This window comes from Streptomyces sp. NPDC057474, assembly GCF_042802555.1.
Classification (GTDB): domain Bacteria; phylum Actinomycetota; class Actinomycetes; order Streptomycetales; family Streptomycetaceae; genus Streptomyces.
In genome coordinates this window covers 1-4,040 of the sequence record NZ_JBHVDX010000419.1, presented here as the reverse complement: position 1 = coordinate 4,040, position 4,040 = coordinate 1, and the positions used below count along the sequence as shown (strand labels likewise).

Below are 4,040 nucleotides of genomic sequence, written 5' to 3'. Positions count from 1 at the left end.
CCTCGTACTGGGCGTACTTGGTCTTTCGTCCGGTGCGGCGAGAGTGCGTGCCGGGCGTCGCAGAGCAGAAGGGACTTCCGAAACACGCCCTAGTCGCGGTGGGACTCCTCCTGCGCCTGCTCGTTGGGTGTGATCGCGTCGCCCGCCTCGCCCCGGCGCCGCCGCCGCTTCTCGGAGTCGGTGACGCGGGTCTCGGCCTCCTCCGCCTCGTGCAGAACCTCGTCCAGAGCGGTGTCGGGCTTGTCGTTCCTGCCTTGTTCTTCGTGCTTGTCGTTCGGGTTCCGCTTGTCGTGGTGGGTCATGGGGTCCTTCCGGTGAGGTGAGGTGAGGTGAGGTCAGCCGGCCGGCGCGGCGATGCGCAGCGGCACGGCGCCCGACGCGCCCGACGCGCTCGAACCGGCCGGCCCGGTGTGTTCGATGTCCCGCGTCACCTCCGACCACCACGCCGGGCCGTCCTCGATGTGCCGCAGCAGTACGCCTTCGCGGATCGCCCACGGGCAGATCGTCACGGACTTCAGACCGGCGAGCTTCATCGTGGTGTGCCCGACCAGCGCCCCGGCGAGGCTCTGCGTCGCCCGCGGCGCGGAGATGCCCGGGAGGGCGGACCGCTCGGCCGCGGAGAGGGCGGCGAGGCGGGAGATGGCGATTCCCAGATCCACGCACCGCAACTCCCTCTCCACGAAAGGCCCATGGCGACCCGGCGCGGACCCGCACAGCCTGGAGAGCTGTTGGAAGGTGCGCGAGGTGGCCACAGCGGTGCGCGGCCCCTCCCAGCGGATGCGCGCGGAGACGTCCCGGAGTTGATGGCGGACCTTGCGCCGCAGCGCCTTGATGCTGTCCAGCGACGGAGGGTCCTGCCCGTGGAAGAACTCATGGGTCAGGCGGTTCGCGCCCAGCGGCAGCGACGCCACGAAGTCGGGCAGCCGACCCCGTCCGAAGGCCACCTCCAGCGAGCCGCCCCCGATGTCCAGCAGCGCGAGCGGCCCCGACCGCCAGCCCATCCACCGCCGCGCCCCGAGGAAGGTGAGCTCGGCCTCCACCTCGCCGGGCAGGGTGCAGATCGGGACCCCGGTCTCCGCGCGCACGGCCCGCAGCACGTCCCGGCAGTTCGGCGCGGAGCGCACCACGGCGGTCGCGAACACCAGCGGCGTCGACGCCCCCCATCGCTCCGCCGTGCGCGCCGCCGCCGCGACCGCGTCGCACAGCTGTCGTACGGCCTCGTCGGGCACATCACCCCCGGGCGGCACCTGCTCGGACAGCCGCAGGCGCCACTTGGCGGTGTGCACCGGCAGCGGCACGCCGCCCTCGGCGTCCGCCACCACGAGCCGTACGGTGTTCGATCCCACATCCACCACGCTCATCCGCATGACCGACGGAGTACCCGGTAGGCGGCCCAACACGCGTGTCCCGCACGGCGGACGGTGGCGCACGGTCGCATACAGGCCGACCGGGCGCTGTCGCTCACGCCCGGCGGAGGACCGGCCGTTCGCCCACGACGGAGGGTCGGCCGCTCGCACCCCTGATCGGCATGATCAGACTTATTGCATATGATGTGCAGGTGCAGCACTACGACATCAGGGTGGCGGGACCCGACGACCTCGACAGCGCCCGTGCGGTGATGCTCGACACCGTCTACCGCGACTTCGCCACCGGCTATGTGCCGCGCTGGCACGGGGACATCATCGATCTGCGCGGCGCGTACGTCGCCCCCGACCGGCATGTGCTCCTGGTGGCGGTCGACGGGCGCGACGGCACCGTCGTCGCCACCGGCGCGCTGGACTCCCGGGGCCCCGCTCATCCGCCCAACCCTCGCTGGCTGGCGGAGCGTTACCCGTCCGGCGACACCGCCCAGCTGCGCCGTGTGTACGTGCGCGCCGAGCACCGGCGGCGCGGGCTGGCCCGGCGCCTGGTCGCCGCGCTGCTGGACTTCGCGGCGGCCGACGGCGGTTATCGCTCCGTCTATCTGCACACCGACCCCGGGGTGCCCGGCGCCGAGGACTTCTGGCGCTCGCAGGGCGTGGCCGTGTGCGACGAGCGCGAGGTGACGGGGGAGCGGGTCGTGCACTTCGAGATCCCGGTGCCCGAGGCTGCCCGCCCCCTCGCCGGTTAAATGAAAATCATTCTCATGTAGGCTGCGTCGCGCTCCACCTGCCACCTCCCTCCCCCACAGAGAACCAAGGACCATGCGCTCTCCCCGCCGCCGTCGCGTCGTCGCCGGCCTGCTCCTCGCCCCCGTGCTGACCGGCTGCTTCGCCTCGGGCGGTGACACGGCCGGCGACGACTCCGCCGACGGCTCCCGGCTGCGCGTGGCCCTCGCCTTCCCGCCCGCCGAGAACTTCTCCCCGTACGGCGCCGACGCCACCCTCCTCAGCCGACTCGGCGTCACCGAGGGCCTCACCAAGCTGGACGCCAACGGCGCCGCCGCCCCGGCGCTCGCCGAGTCCTGGACGCGCGAGAACGACCGGAACTGGCTTTTCACCTTGCGCGAGGCCACCTTCCAGGACGGCACCGAGGTCACTCCGGCCACCGTCGCCGCCGCCCTCACCCAGGCCACAGAGGCCGAGCCGGTCACCGCCGCGCTCTCCGGCATCACGCTCACCGCGAAGGAGAGCGGCGACCGTCAGGTGCGCGTCACCACCGAGGACCCGGACCCCGCCCTGCCGCTCCGGCTCACCAGCCCCGGCCTCGCGATCCTGTCCGCCAAGGCCTACGGCGGCAAGCGGGTCGACCCGGTCGGCACGGCCACCGGCCCGTTCGAGGTCACCAAGGTCACCGGCACGACCGCGGCCACCCTGGACCGCTTCGACGCGTACTGGGGAGGCCGCGCCCAGGCGAGCGGTATCGACGCCAAGTTCATAGCCGACGGCTCCGCCCGCACCAACGCCCTGCGTACCGACCAGGTCGACGTGGCCGAGGCCGTTCCCGTGTCGCAGGCGTCCACCCTCGACAAGGGAACCCGGCGCGAAACGGCCACCACCCGCACCACCAGCCTCCTCCTCAACACCAAGACCGGCGCCTTCAAGGACCCGAAGCTCCGGGCCGCCGCCCGCGAGGCCGTCGACGGGGCCGTCCTCGCCAAGGACGTGTACGAGGGCTACGCCGACGCCGGCGCGGGCATCTTCGGGCCCGCCGTGACCTGGGCGGCGGGCAAGCGCGTCGAACCGTCCGGTCGCGCCAAGCCCGCAGACCCCGGCGGCACCTCGGTGACCATCGCCACGTACGACAACCGGCCCGAGCTGCCCGAGGTCGCCCAGGTGCTGCAACAGCAGCTCCAGAAGGCCGGGTTCGAGGTGAAGCTGGAGGTCCGCGAGTACTCGCGGCTGGAGAGCGACGCCCTGGCCGGCAAGTTCGACGCCTTCGTGGGCGCCCGCAACTCCCTGCTCGACACCGGCGACCCCGTCTCCATCCTCGCCAGCGACTTCACCTGCGACGGCAGCTACAACCTCGCGCTGCTGTGCGACAAGAAGGTCGACCAGGCCGTCGCCGCCGCAGAGAAGGAGTCCGACACCGCGAAGCGGCAGCAGGCGGCCATGAACGCCGAGGCGGCGATCCTCGGCACCGACGCCACCGTCCCGCTCGTCCACCAGCGGATCATCACCGGCGTCAGCAGCTCGGTCCGGGGCGTGATCCTCGACCCGTACGAGCGCACGCTGGTCGGAACGGGGACCCGGCGCTGAGGCGGGCACTCTGGCGGGCCCTGCTCGCCGCCACGCTGCTGTGCGGCATCGGCCTGCTGCCGTGGCTGTCGCGCACCGACCCGGCGCTCACGGTCCTCAAGGCGCGCTCGGCCGAACGCGACCCGACGCCGGAGGTGCTGGCGGCCGTGCGGCACGAGCTCAACCTCGACGCGGGCCCGTCGAAGCTCCTGGGGGAGTGGTTCGGCGGGCTGGCGCGCGGTGACGCGGGCCACTCGTGGATCTCCGGCGCCGAGGTCACCCCGTCCGTCGTCCAGGCCCTCGGTGTCTCCCTGCTGCTGATGGCCGCCGCGCTCGTCGTCGCGGCGGCCACGGCCGCAGCGGTCTGCGCCCGCACCCTGTGGC

At 72.9% G+C, this 4,040-nt stretch carries 4 protein-coding genes and 1 pseudogene; 3 read left to right on the top strand and 2 right to left on the bottom strand.

The window, feature by feature from the left end; translation table 11 throughout:
- Positions 1-89 precede the first annotated feature (89 nt).
- Entirely contained in the window at positions 90-302 is a 213-nt protein-coding gene (locus tag ACFU53_RS47035; protein WP_384006513.1) for a hypothetical protein, read from the bottom strand.
- Between the two features lie 33 nt (positions 303-335).
- Complete coding sequence (locus ACFU53_RS47030; RefSeq protein WP_384006510.1) at positions 336-1,367, bottom strand: Ppx/GppA family phosphatase; 1,032 nt, start codon at positions 1,365-1,367, stop codon at positions 336-338.
- Positions 1,368-1,558: 191 nt separating this feature from the next.
- On the opposite strand from ACFU53_RS47030, the gene ACFU53_RS47025 reads away from it, so the two are divergent.
- From ACFU53_RS47025 to ACFU53_RS47015, 3 genes and pseudogenes are all read left to right on the top strand, one after another.
- Positions 1,559-2,110, top strand: coding sequence for a GNAT family N-acetyltransferase (locus ACFU53_RS47025; RefSeq protein WP_384006507.1), 552 nt, complete (start codon positions 1,559-1,561; stop codon positions 2,108-2,110).
- Between the two features lie 73 nt (positions 2,111-2,183).
- The gene (locus ACFU53_RS47020) at positions 2,184-3,677 is read left to right on the top strand and encodes an ABC transporter substrate-binding protein (protein WP_384006504.1); all 1,494 of its coding nucleotides are present in this window, start codon (positions 2,184-2,186) and stop codon (positions 3,675-3,677) included.
- A pseudogene (locus tag ACFU53_RS47015) lies at positions 3,674-4,040 on the top strand (ABC transporter permease); the annotation flags it as partial. The gene ACFU53_RS47020 and the pseudogene ACFU53_RS47015, both read left to right, overlap by 4 nt.

What these genes read in the sequence shown, in the direction of transcription:
- ACFU53_RS47035 (WP_384006513.1), bottom strand. Translation starts at nt 302, where the DNA reads ATGACCCACCACGACAAGCGGAACCCGAACGACAAGCACGAAGAACAA.
- ACFU53_RS47030 (WP_384006510.1), bottom strand. Translation starts at nt 1,367, where the DNA reads ATGCGGATGAGCGTGGTGGATGTGGGATCGAACACCGTACGGCTCGTG.
- ACFU53_RS47020 (WP_384006504.1), top strand. Translation starts at nt 2,184, where the DNA reads ATGCGCTCTCCCCGCCGCCGTCGCGTCGTCGCCGGCCTGCTCCTCGCC.